General features: G+C 70.7%; 26 protein-coding genes and 3 pseudogenes. 11 read left to right on the top strand and 18 right to left on the bottom strand.

Going from position 1 to position 26,168, the window contains the following annotated elements; translation table 11 throughout:
- Positions 1-547, top strand: a 547-nt coding sequence (locus UK82_RS20000; protein ID WP_055408689.1) for a Rieske 2Fe-2S domain-containing protein, incomplete at its 5' end; no start/stop codon positions are given.
- 233 nt (positions 548-780) lie between these two features.
- Here the strand turns inward: UK82_RS20000 and UK82_RS19995 are convergent.
- Complete coding sequence (locus tag UK82_RS19995) at positions 781-1,749, bottom strand: glutathione S-transferase C-terminal domain-containing protein (protein WP_055408687.1); 969 nt, start codon at positions 1,747-1,749, stop codon at positions 781-783.
- Between the two features lie 308 nt (positions 1,750-2,057).
- Between UK82_RS19995 and UK82_RS19990 the strand changes: the two genes are divergently transcribed.
- Positions 2,058-2,663: an AAA family ATPase gene (locus UK82_RS19990; RefSeq protein ID WP_044888697.1), complete on the top strand. Its 606-nt coding sequence runs from the start codon at positions 2,058-2,060 to the stop codon at positions 2,661-2,663.
- Positions 2,664-2,684: 21 nt separating this feature from the next.
- Here the strand turns inward: UK82_RS19990 and UK82_RS19985 are convergent, their stop codons facing one another.
- Positions 2,685-2,921 (bottom strand): hypothetical protein, encoded by a 237-nt coding sequence (locus tag UK82_RS19985; RefSeq protein ID WP_044888698.1) that lies wholly within the window; start codon positions 2,919-2,921, stop codon positions 2,685-2,687.
- Positions 2,922-3,375: 454 nt separating this feature from the next.
- Between UK82_RS19985 and UK82_RS19980 the strand changes: the two genes are divergently transcribed.
- Entirely contained in the window at positions 3,376-4,188 is an 813-nt protein-coding gene (locus UK82_RS19980) for a helix-turn-helix transcriptional regulator (RefSeq protein ID WP_044888703.1), read from the top strand.
- A 48-nt stretch (positions 4,189-4,236) separates the two neighbouring features.
- Here the strand turns inward: UK82_RS19980 and UK82_RS19975 are convergent, their stop codons facing one another.
- Positions 4,237-4,983, bottom strand: a complete 747-nt coding sequence (locus UK82_RS19975) for an enoyl-CoA hydratase/isomerase family protein (protein ID WP_236706169.1) — start codon at positions 4,981-4,983, stop codon at positions 4,237-4,239.
- A 57-nt stretch (positions 4,984-5,040) separates the two neighbouring features.
- Positions 5,041-5,718, bottom strand: coding sequence for a DUF72 domain-containing protein (locus UK82_RS19970; RefSeq protein ID WP_201784225.1), 678 nt, complete (start codon positions 5,716-5,718; stop codon positions 5,041-5,043).
- Between the two features lie 602 nt (positions 5,719-6,320).
- On the opposite strand from UK82_RS19970, the gene UK82_RS19965 reads away from it, so the two are divergent.
- Positions 6,321-6,689: a hypothetical protein gene (locus tag UK82_RS19965; protein WP_055408683.1), complete on the top strand. Its 369-nt coding sequence runs from the start codon at positions 6,321-6,323 to the stop codon at positions 6,687-6,689.
- A 255-nt stretch (positions 6,690-6,944) separates the two neighbouring features.
- A complete protein-coding gene (locus tag UK82_RS19960; protein ID WP_055408681.1) occupies positions 6,945-8,048 on the top strand; it encodes a DUF2637 domain-containing protein in 1,104 nt (367 codons plus the stop codon).
- Between the two features lie 105 nt (positions 8,049-8,153).
- On the opposite strand, the gene UK82_RS19955 is transcribed toward UK82_RS19960, so the two are convergent.
- Positions 8,154-8,624 carry a pyridoxamine 5'-phosphate oxidase family protein gene (locus UK82_RS19955; RefSeq protein WP_055408679.1) on the bottom strand — a complete coding sequence of 157 codons (471 nt, stop codon included), beginning with the start codon at positions 8,622-8,624 and terminating at the stop codon, positions 8,154-8,156.
- A gap of 226 nt (positions 8,625-8,850) precedes the next feature.
- Here UK82_RS19955 and UK82_RS19950 point away from each other — a divergent pair, with 226 nt between their 5' ends.
- The gene (locus UK82_RS19950; RefSeq protein WP_055408676.1) at positions 8,851-9,423 is read left to right on the top strand and encodes a TIGR03086 family metal-binding protein; all 573 of its coding nucleotides are present in this window, start codon (positions 8,851-8,853) and stop codon (positions 9,421-9,423) included.
- A 181-nt stretch (positions 9,424-9,604) separates the two neighbouring features.
- On the opposite strand, the gene UK82_RS38880 is transcribed toward UK82_RS19950, so the two are convergent.
- Positions 9,605-9,961, bottom strand: a complete 357-nt coding sequence (locus UK82_RS38880) for a hypothetical protein (protein WP_236706168.1) — start codon at positions 9,959-9,961, stop codon at positions 9,605-9,607.
- Here UK82_RS38880 and UK82_RS38875 point away from each other — a divergent pair.
- The 3 genes from UK82_RS38875 to UK82_RS19930 all read left to right on the top strand — a co-directional run bounded on the left by UK82_RS38875 (position 9,948) and on the right by UK82_RS19930 (position 11,718).
- Positions 9,948-10,148, top strand: a complete 201-nt coding sequence (locus UK82_RS38875) for a plastocyanin/azurin family copper-binding protein (protein WP_236706167.1) — start codon at positions 9,948-9,950, stop codon at positions 10,146-10,148. The two genes, UK82_RS38880 and UK82_RS38875, sit on opposite strands and share 14 nt — an antisense overlap.
- A gap of 122 nt (positions 10,149-10,270) precedes the next feature.
- Entirely contained in the window at positions 10,271-11,185 is a 915-nt protein-coding gene (locus UK82_RS19935) for a metallophosphoesterase (protein ID WP_044888508.1), read from the top strand.
- The gene (locus tag UK82_RS19930) at positions 11,182-11,718 is read left to right on the top strand and encodes a hypothetical protein (protein ID WP_236706166.1); all 537 of its coding nucleotides are present in this window, start codon (positions 11,182-11,184) and stop codon (positions 11,716-11,718) included. The genes UK82_RS19935 and UK82_RS19930 overlap by 4 nt, the downstream gene beginning before the upstream one ends.
- Before the next feature lie 37 nt (positions 11,719-11,755).
- On the opposite strand, the gene UK82_RS33710 is transcribed toward UK82_RS19930, so the two are convergent.
- From UK82_RS33710 to UK82_RS19905, 8 genes and pseudogenes are all read right to left on the bottom strand, one after another.
- Positions 11,756-11,914, bottom strand: a complete 159-nt coding sequence (locus tag UK82_RS33710; protein WP_161849144.1) for a hypothetical protein — start codon at positions 11,912-11,914, stop codon at positions 11,756-11,758.
- A gap of 14 nt (positions 11,915-11,928) precedes the next feature.
- Positions 11,929-12,885, bottom strand: a complete 957-nt coding sequence (locus UK82_RS19925) for a hypothetical protein (RefSeq protein ID WP_236706165.1) — start codon at positions 12,883-12,885, stop codon at positions 11,929-11,931.
- A 37-nt stretch (positions 12,886-12,922) separates the two neighbouring features.
- Positions 12,923-13,060, bottom strand: a pseudogene (locus tag UK82_RS38870) (aldehyde dehydrogenase family protein); the annotation flags it as partial.
- A gap of 1 nt (position 13,061) precedes the next feature.
- Positions 13,062-13,790 (bottom strand): annotated as a pseudogene (locus UK82_RS38865) (aldehyde dehydrogenase family protein); the annotation flags it as partial.
- Between the two features lies 1 nt (position 13,791).
- A partial coding sequence (locus UK82_RS38860) for an aldehyde dehydrogenase family protein (protein ID WP_236706164.1) occupies positions 13,792-14,395 on the bottom strand: 604 nt, incomplete at its 3' end.
- A 71-nt stretch (positions 14,396-14,466) separates the two neighbouring features.
- Positions 14,467-15,693, bottom strand: a complete 1,227-nt coding sequence (locus UK82_RS19915) for a cytochrome P450 (protein WP_173667324.1) — start codon at positions 15,691-15,693, stop codon at positions 14,467-14,469.
- Positions 15,694-15,724: 31 nt separating this feature from the next.
- Complete coding sequence (locus UK82_RS19910; RefSeq protein WP_055408700.1) at positions 15,725-17,182, bottom strand: phosphotransferase family protein; 1,458 nt, start codon at positions 17,180-17,182, stop codon at positions 15,725-15,727.
- The gene (locus UK82_RS19905) at positions 17,179-18,129 is read right to left on the bottom strand and encodes a hypothetical protein (protein ID WP_044888506.1); all 951 of its coding nucleotides are present in this window, start codon (positions 18,127-18,129) and stop codon (positions 17,179-17,181) included. The genes UK82_RS19910 and UK82_RS19905 overlap by 4 nt, the downstream gene beginning before the upstream one ends.
- 162 nt (positions 18,130-18,291) lie before the next feature.
- Here UK82_RS19905 and UK82_RS19900 point away from each other — a divergent pair, with 162 nt between their 5' ends.
- Positions 18,292-19,188: a LysR family transcriptional regulator gene (locus UK82_RS19900; protein WP_055408669.1), complete on the top strand. Its 897-nt coding sequence runs from the start codon at positions 18,292-18,294 to the stop codon at positions 19,186-19,188.
- On the opposite strand, the gene UK82_RS19895 is transcribed toward UK82_RS19900, so the two are convergent.
- From UK82_RS19895 to UK82_RS19885, 4 genes and pseudogenes are all read right to left on the bottom strand, one after another.
- A complete protein-coding gene (locus UK82_RS19895) occupies positions 19,178-20,008 on the bottom strand; it encodes a glycosyltransferase (RefSeq protein ID WP_236706163.1) in 831 nt (276 codons plus the stop codon). The genes UK82_RS19900 and UK82_RS19895 overlap by 11 nt on opposite strands.
- Positions 20,009-20,373: 365 nt before the next feature.
- Positions 20,374-20,637, bottom strand: coding sequence for a hypothetical protein (locus UK82_RS19890; protein WP_044888504.1), 264 nt, complete (start codon positions 20,635-20,637; stop codon positions 20,374-20,376).
- 137 nt (positions 20,638-20,774) lie between these two features.
- Positions 20,775-21,111, bottom strand: a pseudogene (locus tag UK82_RS38855) (M13-type metalloendopeptidase); the annotation flags it as partial.
- A 1-nt stretch (position 21,112) separates the two neighbouring features.
- The coding region (locus tag UK82_RS19885; RefSeq protein WP_396230598.1) for a M13 family metallopeptidase at positions 21,113-22,730 on the bottom strand (1,618 nt) is incomplete at its 3' end.
- A gap of 693 nt (positions 22,731-23,423) precedes the next feature.
- On the opposite strand from UK82_RS19885, the gene UK82_RS19880 reads away from it, so the two are divergent.
- Positions 23,424-26,132, top strand: coding sequence for an AMP-binding protein (locus UK82_RS19880; RefSeq protein WP_236706162.1), 2,709 nt, complete (start codon positions 23,424-23,426; stop codon positions 26,130-26,132).
- Positions 26,133-26,168: the final 36 nt, after the last annotated feature.

The following is a 26,168-nucleotide window of genomic DNA, read 5'->3' as shown; positions in this document are numbered from 1 at the left end:
CTCCGACAGCGCGGCCGCTGGTGGGGCCGGCGCGGGGCGGCGGCGCGGGACGCGGCGCCGGTTCGTCCAGGTCACCTCGCTCGCGGCCGGCTCCGCGGCGATCGGGGCCGGGGTGGACCGGGCCGTCGGTGAGCGCGGCCCGGGTAGCGGTGACCGGGCGGACGCGCCGGTGGCCGGACCGGAGCCGGCGACCGGGCCCGGCGGCGCCCTGGTTCCCACGGCCGGCATCTGGCGGACCGTCGCCACCACGCAGGACCTGCCGGAAGGCGGAGTGCGTGCCTTCGACACGGGGACCGTGGTCGGGTTCGTGCGGCGGACCGATGGTCGGGTCCGCGCGACGTCGGGGATCTGCACGCATCAGGGCTGCCGGCTGGCCCTGGACCCGGCGCAGCAGCGGCTGAACTGCCCCTGCCACCGCATGGCCTTCTCACTGGCCGGCGAGGTCGTGAACTACAAGATCCGCACCCCGCCGCGTCCGCTGCCCAGCCTCACCGTCCGCGAGGTCGACGGCGTCGTGCAGGTCTACGTGCCCCCCACCTCCACGTGAACCGAGGGGCGGCGGCCACCACCGGATGGTGACCGCCGCCGTGGTATGGCCCCCAACGTTGGAGCCGGTCGGTTCGCCGTAGCCGCCCCGGGCTTCGGCCCGGCATCACGGTGAGTTCGTACGTGGGCGTGCTCTGTTCGTATGCGCAAGAAGGTCGTGAGGCGACCCGCCGCGCCGCGACGTAGCCGCGATCAGGACGCCTTTCCCAGCGAGAAGCGGTCGTGCCGATGCGGCTACGCGTCGTCTCCGGGCGCGGTGTCCCAGCCCGCCAGGACGGCGGCCGGCTCCGAGAAGGTGGCGAAGTCGGTGGTCGCCCGGAAGGCGGGGAGTTGGTAGAGGGCGCGGGCGTAGGTCCACAGGTGCGGGTAGTCCGACAGCGGCGGCAGGGCCGCCAGGTCACCGCGGCGGCCGCGGTAGCGGACCAGGGAGACCCACAGGCGCACGTCGGCCTCCGTAAGCTGGCCGCCGACCAGATACGGGGCGTCGGCGAGCCGGGCGTCGAGCGTCGCGAACGCGTCGAGCAGCGTCGCGCGGACGGTCTCGTCGTGCGCCGCCCGGTGCGCCCCGTGGTTCACCGCCGGGCCGATCCAGGAGTCGAGTTCGGCGATCTCGGCGCGCAGGTGCTCGGGGTAGGTGTCGGCGCCGTTCGACCAGCGGCCGAACTGGGTGGCCAGGTCGATCCCCAGGCTGGTGAAGTCGTTGGACACGACCTGGCCGGTCTCGCGGTCCCACAGCGTCGGGACGGAGACGTGGCCGTCGAAGCCCGGCTCCGTGCGCTCGTAGGCGTCGCGCAGCAGGGTGAAGCCGTTGACCGGGTCCGGGCCGTAGGTCTCGCGGAATCCCCAGCCGCGGGCGTCGCGGGTGCCGTCGACGTAGGAGACGCTGATGACGTCCTCGAGCCCGTGCAGCGCGCGCTCGAGGGTGACGCGGTGCGCCCAGGGGCAGAACCAGCCGGCGTAGATGTGGTAGCGGCCCGGCTCGGCCGGGAATCCGCTCGACCCGTCCGCGGTGATCCGCCCGGTGAACCGGTACAGCGGCCGGGTGTCCGCGGGGTCCCGTCTGATCGTGTACTCACCGTAGGTCGCCACGTCGGTCGGGCTGGCATACACCGGCCCCGTGGTGTCGGCGGCGGCGGTGTTTTCGGAGACGGCGGTGTTCTTGGAGACAGGGGTGGTCTGAGCGACGGCGGCGGCCTGGGACATGCGTGTCCTCCTCGGGGCGCTGCTGGAGCGGCCACGCAGGTCGCGGGCCTTGTTTCTCCAAGGCCGACCAGTACTGCGCTATTCCGATCGGGCAGGCAGAGATCCCGTCACCTCGGCACCAGGTGGGCGGCCGTGACCGTGGCATCCGCACCACTGGTGCGGGTGCCGCTGATGAGCGAGTCACCCGGCGGGCGGCGAGCTGCCGCCGTCACGCGTCTGCCCTGGTGCTGGGCGGTGTGAACACGCGGTCGCGGTGAGAGGGGGACTCTGGGGCCAGGTGACGATCGCGCGGAGGAGTGACCTGTCCGATGAGCTCAACGACCAACGAGCAGAACGACCACGACACCTCACCGGCAGCGGCCCGGAGAACCGAGCGGGCGGTCATTCTCGTCACCGGCATACAGGCGGCCGGGAAGTCGACGGTCGCGCAGATACTGGCCGAACGGCTACCCCGCTCGGTGCACGTGCGAGGCGACCTCTTCCGGCGCATGGTCGTCAACGGCCGCGTCGACATGACCCCCGACCCGACCGACGAGGCGACCCGGCAGCTCCGGCTGCGTCATCAGCTGACCGCCACGGTCAGCGACGGCTATTTCGCGGCTGGATTCACCGTGATCAGCCAGGACGTCATCCTCGGCGACCACCTCGCCGAGACGGTCGCCGCGATGCGAAGTCGGCCCCTGTTCGTGGTCGTGCTCGCCCCGCGCCCCGACGCCATAGTCGCCCGCGAAGCGTCCAGGACCAAGACCGCTTACGACGCATGGACGGTCCACGCACTCGACACCGTGCTTCGTAGCAGGACCCCCCGCCTCGGGCTCTGGCTCGACACCTCACACCAGACCTCCGCCGACACCGCCGACGAGATCCTGGCCCGAGTCTGGACAGAGGGGAGGATCAAGGAATCCGGCACCTGATCCCGGCGCCCCGCCGGACGCCTACGGGGCGAGGCGAGCCGGGTCCGCGGGGACGACGCGGAACGTGCCGCCCACGATCCTTCCGTACATCTCCGCCGACATCGGCCCGGGAAACGTGGCCCCGACCGACGTCGGTGAACCGTCGTCGTCGACGAAGACGACCGCGTAGGACTCCGGCGCGGAGCATCCACCGCAGACGGTGGACTCGGCGCGGGTCCAGCTTGCCTCGGACGGCGCGTGACGCCGGGGCGCGGTCAAACCGTCCCTGCCCCGGATCGGCGCGGCAGGGGCCGGGCCCCTGCCGGCGCGTTCACAAAAAGATGAACTGATTTATCCTCGCTGAAGAAATCGAATCTCACCTCGCCGGCATCGGCGAGCCGATACGTTCTCACGATGCTCCACTCCTCGTCCGCATGAGCGCGGTCACGGCTGTCACCCATCCGGGTGCGTCTACAGACGCTCGCGGATGGCGGGCCCCTTGGCGAGGGTGTGAGAGCCGTCATACTGGATGCGGAAAGGCCGGTGCGGCGGCCTCGTGCAGGTGGGCCACCCGTGGTGCGGGGGAGATCTGGTTGCGTGCGACGATCAGTCGACGATCCGGGCCGGCCTGGCAGCCCGCGCGCCCATTCCGGGGTGTGACTACAAGCAGACCAGGTGGAAACGTCCGGCGACGAACCAGAACCGAGGAATCCGGGTAGACGATGTGATGGACATGCAACCCTGCCTTGCCACCCTCCTGGCGAGCATCGTCGAGCTGAGGAAGGCGGCCGGGCTGAGCCAGGCCCAGCTCGCCAGCCGGGTCCGCTACCAGCCGAGCTACTTGTCCAAGGCGGAGCGCGGCCTGCTCGGCGTGCCGTCCCAGTCGCTCATCAGCGCGATCGACGCCGAGCTGAACGCCGGCGGTCGGCTGGTCGAGCTGCGGCGGCACGCCTGGTTGGAGGACAAGGGGAGCCAGGCGGGCATCACCTGGTCACGAGCACTGGAGGAGGTGGACACCACGGATCGTCGACAGCTCATGGTGGGGGGAAGCGCCGCCGCCGCCGGTCCCGCCGCAAGCCCCCAACTGCCCGCACCTGTGCCGTCGCCGGGCGGCGTGGGCCGCCGGGCCGGTGGCGGCGTCGACCTGTCCGGTCGCTGGTGGACGGCCTGGCAGACGTTCCGGGACGGCGAGGAGATCCATTCCTCGCAGGAGGCGAGCCTGGAGCAGTCCGGAGCGAAGATCCACATAGAGGCGATCACTCGCGGACTGCCCACCGAGGAGGGCGGGTACCTCTGGTGGGGTGAATTACAGATTTTCGACGAAGAGATCATCATGGGCTGGTACGTCAGTTCCGAGGGTCCGGTTCGCTCGAAGGGATCGCTGTTCCTCGCGCTGAATCCGCACGGCGACCGCCTCACCGGGCGCTGGGTCGGGCTGAGCTACGACGGCATGTTCATCGAGGGCTGGGGTGCGGTGGCCCGCGACGAGCAGACCGCGCTCGCCCTCATCGAGCGGCTCAAGAAGCAGTATCCGAAGGTCGCCTGAGCCCCGGTGCTCGCCGCACGATCTCGGTGCCACCGGCCGGTCGGCGTCTCATCCGGTGAAGAAACTCTGGTGGCGCCGAGCCTCGGCGTCGACGAATTCCGCCAGGCCACTGCGTTCGGCCAACAGGAGGTTGGCCTTCGTTCCGCGCACGGATCTCAGCGGGCGCGCGCCCAGCTCGGTGACCATCGCGGTGACCTCCGCCTCGAACCGGTCGTCGGGAAACACCCGGGCCACCAGCCCGATCCGCCGAGCATCGTCCGCGGTCAGTTTTGCCGGGAGGAAGCAGAGGTCACGCGCCGCGGCCCCACCGAGCGCGCGGGACAACGTCCACGGCAGGCCGAGCTCGCTGGTGAGTCCGAGCTGGGGGAACGCGACGGAGAAACGGGCGCGGGCGGCGGCGACCCGCAGATCGCACGCCGCCGCCCAGCCGAACCCGGCGCCGGCGCAGCCGCCGTTGACCGCGGCGATGGTGAGCTGCGGCATCTCGTGCAGCAGGGTCGCCGACTGGTAGACCTCCACCGGTGGGAGGTCGGGGTCGTGGTCGGTGAGCACCGCCGTCAGATCCGCGCCCGGGCAGAACGTCCGGCCGGTGCCGGTGAGGACGACGACGGATAGCGTGTCGTCGCGGGCGAGGTCGGTGAGCACGGCGTGCATCTCGATCATCATGGTCGTGGTGACGGTGTTGTGCGCGGCCGGCCGGTTGAACCGGACCCAGGCGACCGGCGCGCTGACGCGCACGTCCAGGGTGGTCCAGGGGCCCTGCGCGGGGTGCTGCGACGGCTCGTCGGTCATCATCTGTCCAGTCTTCTCGCCTGAGCACCTCCGCCTGGACCCCGCCTGTGCGAGTACCGCTCACGCGCCACACAGGTGGCGCAGTCGGCGGGAGTTGTCGACGGCGTAGCCGTGGCCGTCGTTGTTGAAGTAGGCGTAGACATCCAGGCCGCCGCCGGACCATTCGTTGATGCGGCCGGCCCACCAGCGCAGCGCGTCGTCGTCGTAGGAACCGGCGTAGAGGGTCGTGGGGTCCGGGCCGTGCAGGCGCACGTACACGAACGGCGCGGTGGCCCGCAGGACACACGGCAGGCCGGCGCCGCTCATGACGCAGTAGGCCGCGCCGTACCGTTCGAGGATCCGGTAGACCGCCTCGTCGTGCCAGCTTGGATGGCGGAACTCGACCGCCACCCGCATCCACGGCGGCACCCCGGCCAGGAAGTACTCCAACCGGGCGTCGTCGCGGCTCTGGCGCCCGTCGAGCTGCACCAGGACTGCCGCTCGCCGGTCGGCCAGTTCATGCCAGGCGCCCGCGATCCGACCCGTCCAGGCCTCCGGTGCGTAGAGCCGCTTGGCGTGGGTCAACCCACGCGACGCCTTCACCGACATCACGAAGCCCGGCGGGAGCCGGCGGCGCCACCGAGCGAACGTCGCGTCGGCCGGCCAGCGGTAGAAACTGGCGTTCAACTCGACCGTGTCGTACTCGGCCGCGTAGACAGCAAGGCGGCGGCCGGGCGGCGTCCCCGGCGGGTAGAGCACGCCTTCCCAGTGGCCGTAGCTCCATCCCGAGGTACCGATGTGGACCGCGATCGTCGCTCAGCCTCCTCAGGTCGATGCGAGCCGTGCCTCTCGCGCGATCGCGGCCTTGATCTCGGTCTCGGCGAGTCAGCCGCGTGTCGGCGGGAGAACGACCGTCCTCCGGCCGTCCTCGCGGTGGTCGACGTGGAGGTCGTGCACCTGGCGCCGCCATACCCGGCATTGGGCCACTAACCCAGCCCGGCGCTCCGTACCGATTTGCGGTCAGAACGCGGCCAGATCGTGCCGAGGCTTGGGTACGGTTTTCGGCCCGAGAAGTGGCACGAGCCCTCGGCTCGATTCCGTGTTCAGGAAGGCGCAGAAAGGCATGAAGGCGGGATTTGTCTGCGAGCACCAGCCCCGAGCCCGACGCCCGGTGTTCCGCGGAACCGCGCCATGCCGCCGGGCCGGACCTCGACTTCCGCGATCATGCTCGCACCTGCACACCTCGACGGTCACGATCAAGGAACGCGACAGGCCCCCGCAACCACACACGCCGCCTCACCCAGCCCGGCCGCTCGCCCAGCCCGGCCGAATGATCTGGAGGCGCCCCCGAGGGGGCAGGTATGTCCGTCACGCCATTCAAGGATCTTCCGCTGGCCGACCGCACGCGTGCCTGGAACGGCGCGGCGGCGGAGAAGCGGGTCCGGCGCTGGGCCGAGGCCCAGGACGCCCCCAACGGCAAGTACCGCGAGGCGCACGTCTGGTACGACCAGGAGAAGAAAGACGAGTTCACCGGTTACAAGCTGCTTATCGCTGATGTGATCGACGGCGAGCTGACGGTCGTTCCTCGCGGGGTGATGGCGGCGGCGGCGGTCATGCAGGGCTCGCGCGGCGGCGTGAATCTACCCGCGGCCGATATCACCCGGGCCAGGAACCACCTCGCCAAGTACTACAAGAAGATGGGCGACGACGCCCCCTGGGAAGCGCGGTAAGCGGCCGGATCGTCGGGGCTCACACCGAGCCGGCCCGACCAGAGGACCGACTGCCTGCAACAGATCCGATCCGAACGGTCAGGGCTGACGGTCGCCGATGGTGACCTGAGAAATGCGTAGGCGGACGCTTTTATCACGGTTGGCACCAGGGCGAATACTGGCATTCCGCATCGATCGGGGTGTCCGGACCACGCGATCGGCTTCGGCGCAAAATGTGTCCTGACGAGGCATTCCGAAGCAGACGAGGAGATCGGTGTGGACGGTGATCAACCGGTGAGCGAGGGTCGATCCTCCGGCCTCCGGGCGGAGCGGGCGATCCGGGTCACCACGGTGGTCGCGGTGGCGACGGTGGCGGTGGTGGCGGCCTTCGTGTCCTATCGGCACATGCGCGGGGTCGCGATCGCGCACGGGGAGGACTCGATGACCGCGGCGGTGCTGCCGTTCAGCGTGGACGGGCTGATCGTGGCCGCGTCGATGGCGATGCTGGCGGACCGGCGCGCCGGGCGGAACCGGTCCTGGCTGGCCTACCTCCTGCTGGCGCTCGGAGCCTGCGCATCGCTGGCCGCGAACGTGCTACACGCCGAACCCACGGTCACCGCCCGGATCATCGCCGGCTGGCCGCCGCTGGCCCTGCTCGGTTCCTACGAGCTGCTCATGCGTCAGATCCATCCGGCCGGACGCCGAACCGTCGGCGATCCGGTCACCACCGTCCTACCGATCCCACCGCAACGTGGCCCGATGCCCGCCGTCACCGAGCCCACCATCACCAAGCCCACCATCACCAAGCCCACCGTCACCAAGCCCACCGTCACCAAGCCCACCGTCACCACGGCCGCCGTCACCACGGCCGCCGTCACCGAGCCCGCCCTCACCACGGCCGCCGTCACCGCTTCCACCGTCACCGCCGATGAAGCCACCACGGCGGCGCCTTCGCCGGCCCCGGCGCCAGACGTCGCTGACCACCCGAGCCGGACCGACAGCCGTGGACCCTCGCCCCAGGAGGACGACGACACCGATCGGGCGGGTGCCGATCGGGCGGGTGTCGATCGGGTCGAGGCCGACCGGCCGGATGCGGCGTCGCCCGCCGGGCTGGACGGCGCGGCGGACCCGGCAGCGAAACGCGAGGCGATCGCGCGCACCCTCGACCAGACCGGCGGGTCGGTCACCAAGACGGTCGCGGTACTCGCCGCGCAGGGCATGACGGTCAGCAGGAGCTGGGTCTACCAGGTCCGTAGGAACACCCCGTACGCCGACGTCAACACCGTCCCGCCCACCCGGCCCGCGCACCGGCACACCATCCGTGGACGGCGCCGCGGCATGGCTCCCGAACGGACCCTCGTCCCCCACTCCAGCCAGTAGCCGACCCCGAGGGGGGTTGCAACTGGCGGCACGGAATCTCGCGTCAGGGCCCCCGGGCCGCCCGAGCCCGCCCGGGGGATCCCATGGACGATGCCGGGTGCGGCCCTACTTCCGCTCGACCCTCAGGAGTCCTCGTTCGGGCGTCCATGACTCGATGACGAGTCCGGTGGCCTCGGCGTTGAGGCGGGTGACGACGACCTCGGTGATGTCGGCGACGAACATCTCTCCGTCGGCATGCTCGCTCGCCTCGGCCGTGGTCACCGGGTTAGCGGGAACGGCCCGCCCGGCGATCTTCGCCTCGCCCGGCCAGTCGCTCTCCCTGCCCTGCTCGGGGTGGAAGGTGGGGCCGTGTAGCGCGAAGCGGGGATCCCGGTGAAGATCCGCGCCCTTGCGGGCGTCGGTCATCGAACCGAAGCGGAGGTCGCCGTCGGTGAACTCGCACTCGATGCCCGAGATACGGGGCGAGCGATCGGCGCGCAGCGTTGCGATGGTCTTGTGGCGACCGGCATCGAACAGCCGCCGCACCCGCCCGGCGAACTCCGGTTCTGCCTGCTCGATCGTCTTCCACGCTGGCACGCCGCAGAGCCTACCGGCAATGGCCGACTGGCCGGTCCGAAAACGAGGGCGGGCTGCGTCGAACAAGGCGCCGGGAGCGGATGCGGTCAGCGTCCGCAGTTGCCCCCGGGTAGTCGGGCACTCGGCCGGGACGGGGCCGTCTGTAGGCTCCGTCAGGAGTCCGGTCAATCACGAAAAGTAACATCGGCACGGCCGGGCGTGGGGATGTGCGACCCGGAGGTACACAGTGCCTGACCTGCTGCGGCTCGACGCCGCCGCCCTTGTCCTCGTCGGCCGCGAGGTCGTGACGATCCCGGACGCCGCGCTGGCCAACCCGACGCCGTGTGCGGGCTGGACAGTGCTGGACCTGGTGAGCCACATGAACTCCGAGCACGAACGGGTCTCAGCGCTGGCGCGCGGCGCGCTGCCGGCGGACGCGGCCGGCGATCAGGACCCGCGCGCCGACTTCGCGCTGATCGCGGCTCGCTGGGTCGCGACGCTCGAGCAGGCCGGCCCGCAGATCACCGTCCCGAAGGTCGGCCGCGAGGTTCCCACGCACGAGGTCACCGCGGTGCACTTTGTCGACATGCTGGTACACCGCTGGGACCTCGCCCGGGCGCTGGACCGCCCCTATGCCGCGCCGGACGAGCTCACTCGTGCCGCGCTGCCCATCGCCCGCAGGATCACCCGGCCGGGCAGCGGGCTCAACGGTCCAGGTGGCGTGTATCGGCCGCCGCTGCCTGAGGATCCGACTCTCGACCCGGTCGACAACCTTGCCGCGCTGCTCGGCCGGGACCCGCGCTGGCGCGCCGCGCCCTGAATCCCCGCGGCGGGGTCAGCCACGCGCCACGCCCCAGACGATCGACTGCCACCGGATGATCAGATGATCGCCCGGGCCGTGTAACCACCCCGGCTATTGATGACCGCGATGACAGACGCGGTCCACGAGCCGAACACGGTGGACCCACGGCACTGGCCCGGAGGACGGGCCGGAAAGGCAGCTATCCGATGTGGTGTTCTTCCACGATGCGCCGACCGCGGCGGCTGTTCGCGGTCGCCGTTCTGGCGGTGGCGTTTCCCGGTCTTGCGGCCTGCGGCAGCGGGTCGGGCGGGGCGGCGTCGGCCGCGGCGCCTGCGTACGCTCCCGCCGCGACCCCGACGGCGACGTCGGGGGCCGGGGCGGGCGGTGGCACGACGCCGGCCTCGACGCCGGCCCCGATGCCGGGCATGTCCGGGATGGCGACGGGTGCGCCGGGCGCGGGTGGTGCGACGGCGGCCGGAAAGCCGGTGTCGGCTACCAGGGTGGCGATCCAGAACTTCGCGTTCTCGCCGGCGACCGTCACGGTGAAGGCTGGCACGACGGTCACCTGGACGAACCAGGACTCCGATCCGCACACGGTCACCGCGAAGAGCGGGGCGGGCCCGGACTCACCGACCCTCGACCAGGGGGCGACCTACCAGTACACGTTCACCAAGGCCGGTCAGTACGCCTACCTGTGCACCATCCACCCGTTCATGCTCGGCACCGTGGTGGTGACCCCGTGAGCGCCGGCGACGGGCGTGACCCCCGTGGCGCCCGGCCCGGTGAGGCGGATCGGCAGGGTGGGGCGGATCGGCAGGGTGGGGCGGATCGGCAGGGTGGGGCGGGTCGGCCGGAGCCGGGTGGCATGAGCCGGCGGCAGCTGGCCCGCCACGGCGCGTGGTTCGGCGCGGCGGTGGCACTCAGCGTCGTCGGCGGCGAGGTGATCAGCTCGGTCGTCGGCGGGACGACGTCGGCCGCCGCGGCGGCCGACGACACCGCCACACTGCGGTTCGTCCAGGTCAGCGACAGCCACCTGGGCTTCACCGGAACGGCGAACCCCGACGTCACCGGCTCGTTCGCCCACGCGATCGACCAGGTCAACGCGCTGCCCTACCGGCCGGACTTCGTCATGCACACCGGTGATCTCACCCACCTGTCCACCGCCGCCCAGTTCGACCAGGTCAAGCAGATGCTCGGCGGTGTGCGCGCCGGCAGCGTGCACACCGTGCCGGGGGAGCACGACGCGATCCACGACCACGGCCGGGGCTATCTGTCGACCTTCGGCGCCGGTTCCGCCGGTGACGGCTGGTACAGCTTCGACCTCAAGGGCGTCCACGTCCTCGCACTGGTCAACACCCTGAGCCTGGAGAAGCTCGGTCATCTCGGCCCGGACCAGCTCGACTTCGTCCGCAGGGATGTCGCCGGCCTGTCCAGCGACACACCGATCCTCGTCTTCTCCCACATCCCGCTGTTCGCCATGTACCCGGAGTGGGGCTGGGGGACCGACGACGCCGCGCAGGCCCTGAGTCACCTGCGACGGTTCTCCTCGGTGACCTGCCTCAACGGCCACGTCCACCAGCTGTTCACGAAAACCGAGGGCACCGTGACCTTCCACAGCGCCACGACGACCGCCTACCCCCTGCCCCGGCCCGGGGTCGGCCCGGCACCGACGCCGCAGACCCTGCCCGCCGGCCGGCTGCGGGCCGCGCTCGGCATCCGCGAGGTCAGCCACGTCCAGGGCCAGACCACCCTGGCGATCAAGGACAGTGTGCTCTCGTGAGCGCGTCGGAGATGGAGACGGAGGCGGGGACGGGGGCGGAGACGGAGACGCTCTCGGCGCCGGGCGGGCCCGGCGCGCCGGGATCGGCCCCGGCCGGGCCGGCGCAGATCGTCGGGGGAGCGACGAAGGTCGTCGTGGCCACCCTGCTGGCCTGGAGCGGCTACATCCACTACGACCTGTACGCCAACCACGGCTACCGCCACATCCACACCATCGGCCCCGCGTTCCTCGTCCAGGCCGGGGGTTCGTTCGCCGTCGCGTTCCTGCTCGTGGTCAGCGTGGCGCTACCCGGGTCGGTCCTGCTGTCCGTCCTGGCCGCGGGCCTGTCCGGGGGCGCGCTGGTCGGCTTCGTGCTGTCTCGGACGACCGGCGTCGCCGGGTTCGAGGAGCACGGATTCACGCCCTCCCCGGACGCCGCGATCAGCGTCGCCGTCGAGATCGGGGTCCTGGTGGTCCTCGCCGCGGTGGCCGTGGTGGCCGCGGTGAGTCGACCGTCCGGCCCCGCCCGGACGGACCGGCTCACCGGACATTGACCACGGTCGCCTGCCAGCGCGGGCGGCGCGTTCCCGCTCAGGTCAGCAGATAGACCAGGACGAACAGCGCCGCCGTCAGGCCCATGCACCAGGCGAAGACCCACGCGGACTCTCGCCGCAGGGCCGCGCCGTCCGCGGGCGGCAGCATTTTCGCCTGGATCCCGAGCGGATCGTCGTCGGGCGTGCCCGTGCTCATCAAATCCTCCTCGGCTAGGGAACGTAGACGCTGTCGTGGCCGGTCAGCGCGCGCATCGCGACCAGCGGCAGGACGAGCATGACGAAGAAGGTGACCTGGAAGACCACGAACCACGCGCCGAAGCGGGCGAGTTCGAACTTCCACCTCGGTATGGTGACGTCGAAGTCGAGCCAGGCGTCGTATTCCTGCCGTCGATCGAGCCGCCGCTGACTGGTGAGTTGCCGGGGTTGCCGGACAAGCACGGCAGCGTCACCCGGGCCGCCCGCCGTCAGCGGCGTGCCGGGGTCGGATGTCGGCGTCTCGGGTTCGCCACGTCGTGGAGTGGTGAAGCGTTCCAGCCCGAAGAAGCGTTCGAAATAGTTGAGCGCGCGGACCGGCGGCTTGCCGGCCCAGTAGGCGATCAGGTTCGGCCAGAACGACATCAGCCCGATCGTCCACAGCACGGTGAACTTGCCGCCGTTGCCGAACTCGATGTGCGGACCGAACCCCGGGTCGTAGACCCACCATCCCATCGCGGCGGCCAGGCTTTCGACGAGGAAGTCCCACGTGTAGTTCACCGGTATCGCGAGTACGGCGATGGCCTGCAGCAGGCTCCACCCGAAACGCCGCACGAGGAACTGGCCGATGCGCAGCACGATGAAGGCATGCACCGTCCAGTAGCACGCGTAGGCGAAGGGCATGAACAGCGGATCGTGCGGCGTCTTGATCGGCAGCCAGTCGAGCAGATGATGCTGGGCGAAGGCAGGGCTGTAGACGAGCTGCTGACCCCAGTCGCCGACGGTCTCCATCCAGTAGACCAGCATGCTGTTCGTCAGAAACAGGAAACCCCACGTCAGACGCCGCCGCCGGATGGTGTCGGCGACAGCCAGGACGATGATCAGTCCGCCGAGGAACGGGATCACCCAGTTGAAGACCCACACGCCGCTGGGATCGACCAGCGCCGGCGGGACCGGCGGTTCGGCGGCAGCCACGATGCTTTCCTCTCCGCTTGTCGGGGCCGCGGCGGGGTCAGCCGCGCGCCACGCCCCAGACGACCGACTTCGTCTGGAGGAACTCGTCGAGTCCGTGCTCGCCCCATTCGCGGCCCAGTCCGCTCTGCTTGTAGCCGCCGAAGGCGGTGTGCGGGCTGAGGCCACCGCCGCCGCCNTTGATCGTGACAAATCCGACGCGGAGCTGTTTGGCGAGGTCGTACGCGCGGATCGGATCCTTCGCCCAGGCGGCCGCGGCGAGCCCGTACGGACTGTCGTTGGCGATCCGGACGGCGTGGGCATCGTCGTCGAACGGGATGATCACACCGACGGGGCCGAAGAACTCCGTGCGCGCGATGGTCATGGCGTTGTCGACCCCGGTGAACAGCGTCGGCTCGACGAAGTACCCCCGGTCGAGCCCGGCCGGCCGGCCACCGCCGAAGACGATCCGGGCGCCCTCCTTCTCGCCGGTGCGGATGAGCTCCTCCACCTTGGCCCGCTGCGCCTCGCTGATGAGCGGGCCCATGGCGGTGTCGGCCTCGACGGGGTTGCCGACCTTGACCTGGGCCAGCGCGGCGGTGACCTTCTCGACGAGTTCGTCGTGCCGGGAGCGGTGCACGAGGGTGCGGGTGAGCAGGGAGCAGCCCTGCCCGGCGTGCAGGGTGATGCCGGCCAGCACGTCGGCGAGCGCGAAGTCGAGGTCGGCGTCGTCGCAGATGATGTTCGCCGACTTGCCGCCGAGCTCCAGCACGACCTTCTTCAGGGTGGGCGCGGCCTGGCTGTAGACCAGCCGGCCGACGCTGTCCGAGCCGGTGAAGCTGACGAGGTCGACCATCGGGTTGCTGGTCAGTTCCTGACCGGCTTCGACGTCGCCGGTGACGACGTTGAGCACGCCGGGAGGAAGCCCGNCCTCCTCGGCGATCTCGGCGATCAGGAAGGACTCGAGCGGGGTCGTGGGAGCGGGCTTCAGCACGACGGTGCACCCGGCGGCGAGGGCGGGCGCAAGCTTCATCATGCTGAGGAAGAACGGGAAGTTGTAGGCGGAGATGAGCCCGACGACGCCGAACGGCTCGCGGCGCAGGACGCCCTGACCGATTCCGGCGCCGACGAACGGCAGGAGCGGCTTCTCCCAGGCGAACGACGGCATCACCCGCTCGGCCATGTCGCGCAGGTGCGTGACCGGGATGCCCACCTGGATGGATTCGGCGAGCCAGCGGACCGACCCCGCCTCGACGATGTTCAGGTCGACGATCTCGGCCAGTCGCCGTTCCATCACCGACGCCATGCGCAGCATGATCCGGGCGCGCTCCCCGGGTGTCATCCGCGGCCAGGGCCCGTCGTCGAAGGCCCGCCGGGCGGCCTCGATGGCCCGTGCCACGTCGGCGCGGGTCGCCTGCGGCACCCGGCCGATGACCTCCTCGGTCGCCGGATTCAGGACCTCGAGCTGCGCTACGCCCTCACCGTCGGACCACGTCCCGTCGATGTAGAGCCGGTAGGAGAAGTCGGTGGCCATGGTTCTCCCTTTCAACGATCGGTGCCGCGAATGCGGCGGGCCTGGTTGACCGCCTCGTTGCCGAGCCGGCGTCAGACGGCCCACCGCAGGGGCAGGGACTCCAGGCCCCACACCCCGCCGCCGTGCTCGAGGGGAATCTCGGCGAGCTCGTAGTCGGGAATGAGACGGTGCCATTCCTGTACCAGCACGGCGAGTTCCTGGCGAGCCAGGTGGGAACCGAGGCAGCGGTGGGGGCCGCCACCGAAGGAAAGATGACGGACCGTCGTGCGATCGAGATCGACCCGCCTGGCGTCGGGATAGGCCTGCTCGTCCCGGCCGGCCGCGGAGAGTGGGAAGGCCGCCATGTCCCCCTTCCTGATCGGGCAGCCGTGGAACTCCGCGTCCCGGGTGGCCTTGCGGGCCGTCTGCACGATCGGATATGCCCGGAGCAGTTCCTCCACGGCGTGGGGGATCAGCTCGGGCTCGGCGACGATCCGGGCCCGGTCCTGCGGGTGCGTGGCCAGGTGCAGCAGGATGTAGGAGGACTGGCCGGCGACGGTGTCGAGGCCGGCCATGAACAGCAGCAGCAGGCAGTTGAGCACGTCGGCGTCGGTCACCGGCTCCCCGTCGATCTCCCAGGAGATCGCGGCGCTGACGACGTCCTGGGCATCGGGATCGGGGTTCGCCCGCCGCTCGGCGACGAGGCCGGCGAAGTAGGTCTGGACGGCCTGCATGCCCGCGAGCCGCACCGAGCCGTCGGGATCGCTGTCGTTGTTCTCATGCAGGATCATGTGTTCCCACTGCATGAACTCGCCGAGCTGTTCCCGCGGCATCCCCATGATGTCCAGAAAGATCGTGCTGGGGAACACCTGCGCGAAGTCGTGCACGAAGTCGCACTCGCCGCGGTCACGCAGGCTCTCGATGAGCTCGACCGCGAGCCGGTGCTGGCCGGCCTTCATCGCCTTCGTCCGGCCCGGCGAGAAGTACGATCCGAGCAGATGGCGCCATTTCGTGTGCTCCGGCGGGTCAAGCATGATCGGGATCCATCGGTAAGGCGGATCCGGCTCCGTGGGGACGATCACCGAGTTCGACCAGAGGTCGGGCTGCTGGAGCCCGTCGAGGATCACGGAATGGTCCGTGAAGATCCAGTACCCGCCCGCCTCGTCGGTCCGGACAGCGGGGCGGCCGGCCGCCTGATGGTCGTCCATGCGCTGGAACAGGGTTAACGCCGGTGCGGGTGGCGGGCCGGTGACATAGTCCACGACCGGGCAGGCGTGGGCGACGGGCCCGGTCTCGGTGTCACTCTCGGTCTCAGTCATGATCACTCCGTGGTGGTTGAGGGGGGCGTTCTCAGGACACGTCGGTCAGGGGCGGCCAGGTGCGAAAGTGCAGGGCCCCGGACGCATGGCGCATCACATGGTCGTCCCGCATCACCCGGTTCCACAGGTAGCGCGTGAAATCCTCGTCGCTGACCCGCCGGACGGCGTTCGCCCGAGCGAGAGCGTCCCGCCCCGCCTGCAGTGACGAGGGGTGGTACCCGAGAAGCAGGGCGATGTCAGACTGCTCCAGCTCGTCGCGCTCCCGGCCGCAGGCGTCCAGCTCCCGCAGGTGCCGGACCATCCGTGCTATTCCCTTCAGCCACTGGGACGCCAATGGGTCGGTGATCCGTGGCGTGATCGTGCGCAGCATCGCCAGCACGTCGGCATACAGGGGCTGCCAGTCGCGTGGTTCCGCCGGCTCCGGCATGACCGGTTTGGTGAGCTCGAGACCCATGACGGCGTTCAACGCCTCCAGCCACAGCCGGCGATGGAGCTGGAGATAGAGCATGAGGTTGCCGACGTCCTGCTCGGCAGCCGGCTTCTCGGCAGCCGACTGTTCGGCGGCCCGCTGTTCGCCGTCCACCGCCGGGACGCCGGGGCCTTCGTGGGGAGTGAGGGTCGCCATCGTCGTCTCCGCGAAGACCCGGTAGTACCGGATTCGGTCGACGTCGATCGCGTGGCCGGAGAGCTTCTCGTATTCGGCGAGGCGGTCGGGCAGGTGGGTGAAGGTGTCCTGCACGGTCCGCAGCGACAACCAGGCGATGTCGTCCATCGGATCCCCGAAATGGCACAGTTCCCAGTCCAGCACGGCCGTGACCCGTCCGTCCTGGTACAGGAAATTGCCGGGCCCGGTATCGCCCTGGACCAGGACGACGGGGCCGTCGTAGTCGGGCACGTGGGCTTCCAGCCAGTCCGCCGACAGGCGGACCAGGGGGTCGATCGACCCGTCCGGGGCGGTGGCGCGCCGGCGGATCTGCGCGATGCGCTCCAGGGCATGCTCCCGCGCCGATCGCACCGGCCCGAGCCCAGGAATGTCCAGCCGGGCGGGATCGAGGCGATGGACTTTGGCCAGGCTCCTGATGAAGTCCTGCGCCACCCGGACCTGCTCGTCGGGGTCGCGGAGGCGGTAGAACCAGGTGTCTCCCGGCACCCGCTCGAGGAGGACCGCCTCTTCCACCGGATGGACCGCATACACGGCGGGAACCGCGATTCCGGCGCCGCCCAGGGCCCGAATCACCTCGGCCTCGGTGGCCAGCCGATGGAAGGCGCTGCGGGCGGGCAGCGGCTGCGGGCTGTAGCGCAGGAACAGCTTCCCGCCGGTGTCGCCGATCCCGTCCGTGTTGCCGTTGCCGTTGCTGCTGGCGTCGACGTCGATGAACCAGCCCTGGCGGGTGCCGCCGCCCGGTATCCGCGTCGCGCTCAGGACCGGATGTCCGACCGCCTTCTCCATCCATTCCAGGATGGCGGCGGGCAGGGTCAGGCTGCTCATGCGACGCTCCCGCGGCGGCGCAGCCGCCACTCGTCGATCGGCCAGACGTCCTGGTCCTCGCCGTGCAGGGTGCGGCCGTCGACAGTCCACCGCAGCGAGGTGTTGATACAGACCGTCGTACCGCCGGGAAGGATCATGCGGCTTGTGCCTTCGGCCCGGCCGACGGTGGCGCGGCCGTGTTCGTCGACGACCTCGAGATCGACGCCGGTGATCCAGCCCTGCTCCGGATCGCGGTGTACCGTGCGGCGGCCCTCGACGATCTGGGCGAGCTTGCCGTCGCGGCGGACGTAGCCGGAGTGCACGCGCTCCGGGACCGTGCCGCCCTGATGCGCCTCCGGCGACGTGTAGGTCAGCAGGCTCAGCCCGGGGGAGGCGGCCCAGGTGTAGCCGACACGCCGGTAGCCGCGCTCGGTCCGGGGTCCCCAGGAGCGGTCCCGCATGGCGTAGCAGTCGACCTCGACCCGCTCACCGTCGAGCAGCAGGTGGCCGGTGACGTGCCCGGTCTGGTCATAGTGCGAGGCCTTCGGATACGGCGGCGCCCCCCGGCGCAGCGGCACCGGCGGTTCGAGTGCGTCGAACCGCAGGTCGACCCGGCACCGGTTCCGGTCGTCATAACCGAGGCGATAGGACGTGGCGGGCTCGCGAACCTGCACCGTCATCCCGGTCGGAAACGCAAGGACGCCCGGCGACGGCTGGCTTGGCGCCTTGAGGTGCGCGAACTGCTCGTAGAACGGAATATCCCAGGGCGCGCTACCGGTGGCGTCCCAGATCCAGCAGCCGCCTGCCGTTCCCCCGGCGTTGTGCTTGACCGACGCGTAGAGCCAGGCTCCCAGCGCCCGGTCCGGCACGAAGAACGAGAACCAGAATGTCTCGGTCTCATAATAGTTGTCCGACGGAGTATGGAGGCCGTCGTCGGCGGGGGTGAAGCAGTTCGGGTCATCGTCCATACCAGCTCCCCTCGTTGCGGGACCGTCATCCGGGTATTTGATCGACCGATGCCGCAGAGACCTCGCGCGTTGGCCGGCCCCGCGAGCTTCCCGCCTGCCTCAGTCTGGGATCAAGAGTCGTCCGGTTGACGCATCGTTTCCCGTTCGGGGACGATCCTCCGCGTGGGAATCGATCACTTAGAGGTGTTTGTCGCCCTCGCCGACGAGCTGCACTTCGGACGGACCGCCGCCCGGCTGGGCCTGAGCACCTCCGGCGTCAGCAAGCGCCTGCAGGACTTCGAGGCCAGCGTCGGCATCCGGCTGTTCGCGCGCACCAGCCGCCGCGTCGCCCTCACCCCGGAGGCCAGGCCCCTGCTCGACCAGGCGCGCCTCGTCCTCGCCAGCATCGAGACCTTCCGAGCCGTCGTCGCCGACACGGCGAACGGCACCACCGGCACTGTCGGTCTTCTCCACGCCAGCAACCACTTCGACGTCGTCTCGTCGCTCGTACGGTCGCTGCGGTCCCGGCACCCCGACCTCAGGCTCGAGTATCGGGAGAAGCCGAACCAGAAGATCGCGGCGTCGGTTCTGGCCGGGCGCAGCTCCCTCGGCATGTGCTGGGGAGAGCTATTGGCGGGGCTCGACGCCTACCGCTTCGACGTCCTCATGCTCGACACGGTCTTCGTGTCCGCCGGGCATCCCCTCGCCCGCCGGTCCGCGATCGACCTCGAGGACCTCGACGGCGAGACCTTCATCCTGACCGGCCCGGATCCCGCCACCCTCTGGCAGACCGCCGGAATCACCATCACCGTCCGCCGTCCGCCCATCCACGGCCGCGACGAACTCGCCACCCGGGTCGAGACCGGCGAGGGCATCGCGCTGACCGCCTCCCGGGCGGTGCCGAGATACCGGCACCGGGCCGTCGTCGCGGTCCCGCTCGCGGACCCCGCCTCGTGGGGCCGGCTGGATCAGCTCCTGATCTGGCGAACGGGCGAGGACAGCCCCGCCGTTCGCAATGTCGTCGAGACCGCGAAGGACCTGGGCCTGTCGGGTGCACCGGCCGGCGATGTCAGCGCTTGACGAGCAGGTGCGCAGGCGGCGGGCCGAAGCGGCCATGGAGGAAGTCGTGGAGCGCGCGCAGGCGTCCTTCGAGGTGCCAGTAGGGGCCGCGCCGGGCCGGTACGACGGCGCCCGAGGCGAGGTGCCACAGCGCGATGCAGAGTCGGATGAACGCGTGGTAGCGGCCGGAGTGTTCCCGCACGAGCAGCAGGGTGTTGCGAAGCTGTAGGTAGTCGATCGCCGCGGAGGTCGAGCTGATGTGCGGGTTGGTGACCATCGCGCCGCGCACGAGTCCGGATTCCCAGCCGGCGGACCTCGCTCGCAGCGCGAGGTCCGCCTCCTCGCAGTACGCGAAGTAGCGCTCGTCGAAGATCCCGACCTCGTCGAGGCAGGCGCGGCGGGCGAACATCAGCGTGCCGTGCGGGTGGCCGGCCGGCTCCCAGCCCTCGTCGACGCTCGCGGGCGCGAGGATCCCGCCGAAGTAGGGGTCGAGGACCGGTGTCGCTCCGTCGCCGACGTCGGCACACGCCAGCCCCGCTCGTGGCTGCTGCGCCAGCACGCTCAGCATGTGACTCAGGCAGGTGGGCTCGGGCAGCGCGTCGTGCGGCGCGAGCACCACCCACTCGCCCGCGTCCTCGTCGGCGAGGAACGCCCGAAAGCCGATATTGGCCGCCGGCCCGAATCCCAGGTTGCCGCCGGCCAGCACGACCGCGACGTCGGCGGCCTCGACCGGTGGCGGGACCGCCGATCCGTTGTCGACGATCGTGATCGCGACTGGGACGTCCTGCGCGCGGAACGCGTCGATCGTGTCGACGAGCCGCGCCGGCTGGTCACGGTGCACGATGACGACCGAAACGGGCTGGACGGCCGAAGGAGGCTGGCCGGCCGAAGGCGGCCGGCCGCTCGGGAGAGGCTGCACGAACTCAGTGCTACACCAGGGGCGCCGACGAGCGTGGTACACCCGCGAGCCGGGCACGGCGACGGTCGCCCGGGGGACCGAGCGGCCGCCGCCGCGCCCGCGCTGACCGTCAGCAGGTGACGGTCAGGAGGAACGGCAGAACTGCCTTGGTGAGGTCGCTGGTGCGCGTCGCCACGAACACGCCGTTAGCCTTCCCGAGAACGCGCGCCGAGTAGCGAACGTCGGCTCGGTGGCGCACCGGCCTGCCTACGGTGCGCCGAGGCCTGATCGACCTGACCTCGTCAGGGCTACTGCCGGACGCCGAACGACTGGCGCTGCTGGCCGGCGCCGACGCCCGTCAACTGCCGCAGACGGTTCTCGACGTACTGCTCACTGTGGTTCGTCCTGTCCGCAATCCGCGCGACGAGGTCATCGATGCCGGCCGCGGCATCGAGATCCGCCGACCTGACCTGATTGAACTGGTCAAGGATGCGGTAGCGAAGCTGCTGCCAGTTCTGGCGCAACCGCTGCTCCACCTGCTGGCGCTGCTCCTGCTGCTCCTGCTGGGTCACTGGTGATCCCTTCTGGTCATTCCCCGAACGCGTGAAGGTGCGGGAGGGACGGTACCTCAGCCGGTTCGGATAGCGTCAAACCGATATCGGACTTGAATGTTAAGAGCCTTTTGTGAATCCCTCGGAAGGTGGCGTCTCTACCAGATTCGGACGCGGTCGGTCGGGTCCAGCCAAAGCCCGTCGCCGGGGGTGGTATCGAAGACCTCGTGGAACTCGTCGAGGTTGCGCACGATGTTGGCACGCAGCTCCGGCGGGCTGTGCGGGTCGGTGGTGAGGTACTGCCGCTCGAGCTCGAGGCGCCGCTTGGTGCGCCACACGTAGGCCCAGTTCATGAACAGCCGGCGCCGGTCGTCGCGTGACGCCTCGCCGTTCTGGGAGATGACGAAGGCCTGGTGGGCGATGGTGAGGCCGCCGAGATCGCCGATGTTCTCGCCGACGGTCAGTGCGCCGTTCACCTTTTCGCCCGGCAGGTTGNGCGACTCGAACGCGTTGTACTGCTCCACCAGGGTCTTCGACTTCACCTCGAAGGCAGCCTTGTCGGCGGGGGTCCACCAGTCGTTGAGGTTGCCGGCGCCGTCGTACTGCGCGCCCTGGTCGTCGAAGCCGTGACCGACCTCGTGGCCGATGACCGCACCGATGCCCCCGTAGTTCTCGGCCGGATGGGCGTCGGGGCTGAAGAACGGCTTCTGCAGGATGCCGGCCGGGAAGCAGATCTCGTTGGTGCCGGGGTTGTAGTAGGCGTTGACGGTCTGCGGGAGCATGAACCACTCGTCCCGGTCGACCGGTGAACCGATCTTGGCGAGCTGCCGGTCGGTCTCGAACGCGGCGGCGGCGCGGGCGTTGCCCATCAGGTCGTCGCGGCGGACCCGCAGGGCGGAATAGTCCCGGAACCGGTCGGGGTAGCCGATCTTCGGCCGGAACGTCTTGAGCTTGTCGTACGCCCGGAGCTTGGTCTCCTCCGTCATCCAGTCCAGCCGGGAGATCGATTCACGGTACGCCGCGAGCAGGTTCGCGACGAGGTCGTCCATCTGCGCCTTGGCGCGCGGCGGGAAATGGCGGGCGACGTACTCCCGGCCAACGGCCTCACCGATCGCGCCCTGGACGAACGCCACCGCACGCTTCCAACGGGCCCGCAGCTCGGGCGTGCCGCTGAGGGTGCGGCCGTAGAAGTCGAAATGCGTCTCGACGAACGGGTCGGGCAGGTACGACGCGGCCGAGCGCAGCACGCGGCTCACCACCCAGTCGCGCCAGCCCTCGATCGGCGTGTCGGTCAGCACCGTCGACAGGTGGGCGAAGAACGACGGCTGCCGCACGCACGCCTCCGCCAGCGTCGCGTGCGGGCCGGTGAGCTGCCCGCCGAGACCGGTGATGTAGGCGTCCCAGGCGAAGGCCGGGCAGAGCGCCGCCAGCTCCTCGGTCGTCGTCAGGTTGTAGGTCTTCTGGACGTCGCGGGTCTCGGCCCGTTCCCAGTGACCCTTCGCGAGCAGGGTTTCCAGGTCGAGGATCCGCTGCGCGGCGCCCTCGGGGTCGGGGTGCTCGCCCAACCCGAGCATGCGGGTCAGGTAGGCGACGTACTTCTCGCGCGTCGCGGCGAACCTGTCGTCGCGGTAGTACGACTCGTCCGGCAGGCCGAGGCCCCCCTGGCTCAGGTGGAACAGGTAGCGGTCGGAGTTGCGGTCGTCGGTGTCGACGTAGGAGCCGAACAACCCGGAGCCGCCGTCGCGCTCGAGTTCGCCGAGGAACGCGGCGAGGTCGCGGACGTCGCCCAGACCACGTGCGGCGTCCAGCAGCGACCGCACCGGGTCCAGGCCGAGGGCCTCGATCGCGTCGATATCCAGGAAGGAGTTGTAGAGGTCGGCGATCTTCCGGGCGTCCTCGCCCTGGGTGGCCGGGTCCTGCGCGGCGAGGTCGGTGATGATGTCGCGGACCTGCTGCTCGGCGGCATCGGCGAGCTGCACGAACGGGCCCCAGCTCGAGCGGTCGGACGGGATCTCCGTCTCGGCGAGCCACCGGCCGTTCACGTGGCCGAAGAGGTCGTCCTGCGGTCGGACGTCGAGGTCCATGCCCTCGCGGGCGTCGTCGAGGATGCTCACAGAACGAAAGTCTGCAACCTATCGGGTGTTCAGGGAAGGACCTCGCGCGGAACCGGCCGCCACCCGCGCCGGGCGACGACCCGGGCACGCGCAGGGGCAGGGTCTCCGTGCCGGCGGCCAGGCATGATCAGGCGATGAGCCGAGGCGCCGGCCTTCCGCCCGTCCCGGTGTCGGGCACAGGCTGGAGGATCGCTGGTTCGTCGAGTAAACGTACCGCGACATCGCCGGTCGGCGGGCCTGCCCGTACCGGGCCCGGAGGCACAGATAGACAGTGACGTGAGCGTCGTCGATATCCCGTATCCCGTTCGGTGGCAGCTCCTCGTTCGGTGGCAGTTCCTCGGTCCCGAGGGGCAGGGCCAGTCGTAAGTGCCACCAGTTTCGTGTGAACTCCGCCACCGGCACCGACGGACTGGCGGCGGGAAGTCGCGGTGGCGCTTCGTGGCGGGCCGAATCGCAAGAGCGGGGGCGCACAGCAACCACGCATTAACGTTAATGACTACTACGGAGGTGGGTGGCAGGTCGCAAAGTCGTTCGTGTTGAATCTGAACCGATCGGAGCACGCGGTCACGGCTCCCATACCAATGCCTGCCCGGGAGGCGCCATGACAATACCGTCCGTCCAAGGGCCACCGACCTGGCTGACATGAGGAAAGGCCAGATCGCTCAGTCGGGGCCGGCGTCGGGGCCGGTACCGGTGCCGGCGTCAGTGGCGGTGCCGCTGCCGGCACCGCCGCCGCTGCGTCCCGACGACCGGTTCGGGAACGTCGTCGGCCGGATCCGCGCCGTCGCCGAGGTCTGCCGCGACGTCGTGGCGGTCCGCGATGCACACTGTGCCGTCACCTTCGCCGAACTCGTCGCCTGGGTGGACGTCGTCGCCGACCGCATCCTGCGGGAGCCGGCCGCGGCCGACCCGGACACGCCCGTCGCGGTGCTGTTGCCCCACGACGCGAGCGGGATCGCCGCCGTCCTGGGCGTCATCGCGAGTGGCCGGCCCTGTGTGCCCCTCGACGGCCTCACTCCCCCCGACCGCCTGGCTCAGGTCGTGGGCCTGGCCGGGGCCCCGGTCTGCGTCACCGGGCCGGCCGGCTCCGCCGAGCAGCGGACCGCCGCCGCGCTGCCGGGGATCGTGGCGACGGTCGACGTCGGCGACGAGCGCGTCGCAGACTGGTCCCCGGCGCTGGCCGACCGGGTGGCGTCGACCGCGCCGTGCCGGGCCGACACCGATCCGGCCGTGCTCATCTTCACCTCCGGGTCGACCGGGGTGCCGAAGGGCGTCGTGTGGCACCACCGCGCCCTGCTGGGTATCCACTACGCCATCCAGGTCCGGGACGTGATGCGGCCGGTGCCGGGCGACCCGCTGCCGCTGTTGCTGCCCTACTCGTTCATCTCGGGGATGAACCGGTTGCTCGGTGGCCTGGTCTTCGGCGCCACCCTCGAGATGTACGACCCGCGGGTCCGCGGCGTGCGCGACCTGGCCGACTGGCTGCGCACCACCCGGCCGGCCGGCATCGTGGCCACGCCGGCGCTGATCCGGACCGTGTTCGGCTGCCTCGAGCCGGACGAGGTGCTCGGCGACCTCCGTTTCGTCATGTCGGTCGGCGAGGCGATCTACGCCCGCGACGTCGCGTTGACCCGCCGCCACCTGCCGACGACCGCGGCGTTCCTGGTCTCCTACGGGGCCTCGGAGCTCGGCACGGCGACCTGCGCCCCGATCTGGTCGGACGAGGACCTGCCCGACGGCGTGATGCCGGCCGGGCGGCCGGTGGTCGACGTCGCGGTGCGGGTGGTCTCGCCGGACGGCGTCGAGATGCCACCCGGGGAGACCGGTGAGATCGTCGTCGCGGGCCACTTCATCACGGGGGGCTACTGGCGGGCGCCGGAGGTGAGCGCCGCGCGGTTCGGTGTCGGGCCGGACGGCACGCCCACCTACCGCACCGGGGACCTCGGGCGCATCGACGCCGACGGCCAGCTCCGGGTCGTCGGCCGCAACGACGCGGCCGTGAAGATCCGCGGGTACCTCGTCGAGCCGATCGAGATCGAGTCCGCCCTGCTCGCGAGTTCGGACGTGCTCGAGGCCGTCGTCGTGGCCGACAAGACCACGGAGCGCACCCGCCTGGTCGCCTACGTCGTGCCCGCGACCGGCGCCCGGGTCTCGCCCGCCTCGATCCGGCGCCTGCTGCGGGCCAAGCTGCCGTCCTACATGGTGCCGGCCGTCGTCATGCTGGTCACCGCGCTGCCAAGGACCGACCGCAGCAAGGTCGACCGGCTGAACCTGCCCGCCGCCCCCACCGGCCCGAAACCCGACCAGAACCCGCCCCGCGACCAGTGGGAAGAGGCCGTCGCCGGCGTGTGGGCCGCCGCCCTGCACCTCGACGACGTCGGGATCCACGACGACTTCGTCGAACTCGGCGGCGACTCCCTCATCGCCGAGGAGCTGCTCACCAGGGTCGCCGACGAACTCGGCGTCGACCTGCCCACCTCCACCGTCGCCGACGCCCCCACCGTCGCCGAGTTCACCGTCCGCCTGCGCAATGTCGGTACCGACGTCCTGCGTCACCCCACCGTCGTCCCGCTGCGCACCACCGGCGACGGCCAGCCCCTGTTCTGCTTCTGCGGCGCCGGCGGCCTGGCCATCGGCATGCTCGGCTTCGCCCGCCACTTCGACGGCGAGCGTCCCGTCTACGGCATCCAGGCCCACGGCCTCGAATACCGCGGCCTGCCCGACTGGTCCATCCATGCCGCCGCCCGCCGCCACGCCCGCACCCTGCGCCTGCTCCAACCCGCCGGCCCCTACCACCTCGTCGGCCACTCCTTCGGCGGGCTCGTCGCCTTCGAGACCGCACGACTGCTCACCGAGGCCGGCGGGCACGTCGAACTGCTGATCCTCATCGACAGCTTCCCGCCCGACACGTCCGCCGGCGTCTTCGCGGGCGGGGTGCTGCCCTCCGCGCTGCCGGGGAGCCCGACCACGGCCTCGCCTCCGGCCGGAGGCTCGGCGGACCAGGCGGGGGGACCGGCCACGGGCCCGGCGCGCGCCGCGGGGGCAGCCGCCCGGGAGGCCGCCCGGGCCCTGCTCAGCCGGGCCTGGCGCGCGGCCCAGCTTCCGTTGGCCGGCGTCGTCCAGTTCAAGGGCATGAACCAGTACGACGTCTTCTACGACCAGTCCCGGGTGCTCACCAGGCTGTACCGACCCAGGCCCTGGAACGGCCGGGCGCTGGTCTACACGGCGACCGCCTCGCCCGCGCACCGGCGGGATGTCTGGCGCCCGCTGCTGACCGGCGAGGCGACCTACCGCACCGTGGGCGGCGACCACGACACCGTGCTGCGCGAACCCGTCGTCAGTGAGATCGCGGCCGACATTCGGGCGGTCCTCGCCGGTCGCACCAACGCCCCCGGGGCGTGACCGGCTGCCGGGTCGGTGCTCCTGGCGTGACGGAAC

This window comes from Frankia sp. ACN1ag (assembly GCF_001414035.1).
Lineage (GTDB): Bacteria > Actinomycetota > Actinomycetes > Frankiales > Frankiaceae > Frankia > Frankia torreyi.
This window is presented reverse-complemented; position numbering and strand designations above follow the sequence as displayed.